Source organism: Okeania sp. SIO2B9 (assembly GCF_010672505.1).
Lineage (GTDB): Bacteria > Cyanobacteriota > Cyanobacteriia > Cyanobacteriales > Microcoleaceae > Okeania > Okeania hirsuta.
This window is the reverse complement of sequence record NZ_JAAHGK010001189.1, coordinates 1-2,374: the sequence shown is the minus strand read 5'-3', so window position 1 is coordinate 2,374 and position 2,374 is coordinate 1. Positions and strand designations below refer to the sequence as shown.

General features: G+C 31.9%; 2 protein-coding genes and 1 pseudogene. All 3 read right to left on the bottom strand.

Features of this window, described 5'->3' with window-relative positions:
* Positions 1–992 (bottom strand): annotated as a pseudogene (locus F6K13_RS28790) (hypothetical protein); the annotation flags it as partial.
* Positions 993–1,138: 146 nt separating this feature from the next.
* Entirely contained in the window at positions 1,139–1,657 is a 519-nt protein-coding gene (locus tag F6K13_RS28785; RefSeq protein ID WP_124143463.1) for a chemotaxis protein CheW, read from the bottom strand.
* Positions 1,658–1,673: 16 nt separating this feature from the next.
* Entirely contained in the window at positions 1,674–2,039 is a 366-nt protein-coding gene (locus F6K13_RS28780) for a response regulator transcription factor (protein ID WP_124143464.1), read from the bottom strand.
* Positions 2,040–2,374 lie beyond the last annotated feature (335 nt).

Sequence of the window (2,374 nt, the reverse complement as noted above, 5' to 3'; positions counted from 1 at the left end):
TTATCTAAAATTTCATCTATTACGTTCTCAAAATCATCATTAAGTTCATCTAAGTCTAAGTCTTCTATTCGATGATCTATTTCTAAATCTGAATAATTTTTTATATCTTCATACTTTGTTCTGTCATCTTCTGCTATTTCTTCTTGCTGCTTTTTCCAAATTTCATCTAAGTCTTCATTCAAAGTAAACTCTGAGATTTTTTCAGATATATTTTCTCGGCCATCACTACTATTTAAAACAGCATCATTTAGCAAATTTTTGGTTTCTTTATTATTTTCTATAGGTAACTGATATTCTAATTCTTGGTCATTTTCACCAAAAGGTTCTTCATATTTTGTGAAATCAGATAACTCTTCTACATATTCATCTTTTTGATTAGTAAGATTACTATTTGTACTAAAAGGGTTATTTTCTTCATCTGTCAGTTCCAAATCATCTATATCTTCCAAATATAATTTATCAAATTGATCAAAGTCAAAATTTTCTTTTATTAATTCATCGTTATTTTCATCCAGAAATAGTTCTTTTTCCGTAATATTTTCCAAGTCTTTTGCATCTAATTCTAGGCTGTTTTTATCCAGAAATAATTCTTTGTTTGCTATAGATTTTTGAGAGTTATAAATCTCTTCTTCCATAGCCACTTCATCCAGATTTTTATCAAAGTTAATATCTTCTATAAATTCTTCTGATTCACTAGTAGTGGGATTATTTGTAATAAATCCTTTACTATCACTTATACCTTGTTGAGCATAGCTAATAAAATCTGGGTCGTCAGTTAGGTCTAATACCGAATGATATTGCTCTGTTGCCACATCATATTGATGGAGTCCATAACAATATATATGACCACAAAGAAGACGAGCACTAGGGTCTTCTGGATAATCCTGAATTAAGTTATAAACTAAAGCTGCTGCTTCTTCATAATTACCCTGACTGTAGGCATCTTCTACTTTTTGATAATCTTGTAAAAAGTCTGTGCTGGATGATGTCATGCTGTCCCTCTCTCAATATAATTTTATTATTTTTTAGTTTTTTAATTTTATTGTTGACGGAATTGGGAATCAGCCTCAGTCAGAAATTTTAATATATAAACAACTCAATCAAACAATTATGTTGACTTACCAATTTTGACTTTTATTTAGGCTGCCCATCGAGCCGAACGAATAATTGCTTCTTGATCCAGTAATCTTAAAACCTGTTCTCCCTTTTCATCAAAAATCCACTCTCCTTTTAAAAAGGGAGCCATGCCATCTGCAATATTTGTGGACATTTTTAGCTTCTTTTCGTCAAGCCACTCCATTTCCACGATTCGTTCAACTGCTAATCCTAATATAGTGTCTTGGTCTTCTACTGCAATTACAGGAATCTCAGATTTATCTGTATTGATTGGGATTTGATCTCCGAGGAATTGACCTAAATCGGCTACCCAAATTACTCGTCCCCTTAAATTTATCGTACCTAAAAGTAAAGGAGAAACATTTGGAATTACTGTAATACCTTCTGGAGATTGAGAGATAACCTCTCGAATATCCATTGCTGGTAAAGCGAACTCATTGCCTGAAGGTAGATAAAATCGCAGATGAAGTTCTCCTTCAGGATTTTCTAGTTCTTGAATCCCCGTACCTTGGCCTGGTAAAAAGTCTTGATTTCCAACCATAGTTTTGAACAATTTCCTATCTTCTTAACAATTGTTTAACTGTTCCTACCAGTTCTGTGGGCTGAAATGGTTTAGCAATGTAAGCATCTGCACCTTGCTTTAAGCCCCAGTAACGGTCAAATTCTTCTCCCTTAGAAGAACACATAACTACTGGAATATTCTTAGTTTTAGGATCGGATTTAATCCTCCGACAAACTTCATACCCGTTCATTCTTGGCATCACAATATCTAGTACCACTATATCTGGTTTAGTATTCTTAAGTCGTCCCAAAGCTTCTACTCCATCATTAGCTACAGTAACTGCTAATCCACTATTTTTGAGAAGTTGGGAAATCATTTCTCTTTGGGTAACGCTATCTTCTACAACTAGAACTTTACTCATTTTTTTCTACCTGATAGCTTTGGTTTGGATTTATGGATAATTAAAACATATATATTTATTAACATTTTCTAGATTGGCTTTTTGCCCTAGCTGAATTAATTTAGATTTATAACCAGCAATAAATATCTATTTGGTTCAAAATTTAACTTTTTGGTAAGTCTGATTTATGATCACAGTATTGGTATTTATTAACTGGTTTTATCTACTTAATAAGTGAGTTTTTTGCTATAATAATCACCTAGATAGGTGTATATTTAGCTATGATAGTTATGTATAAATTCAATACATATTTTATTGCATAAGATCGATATTATACTTTAATTTGACAACTTAAT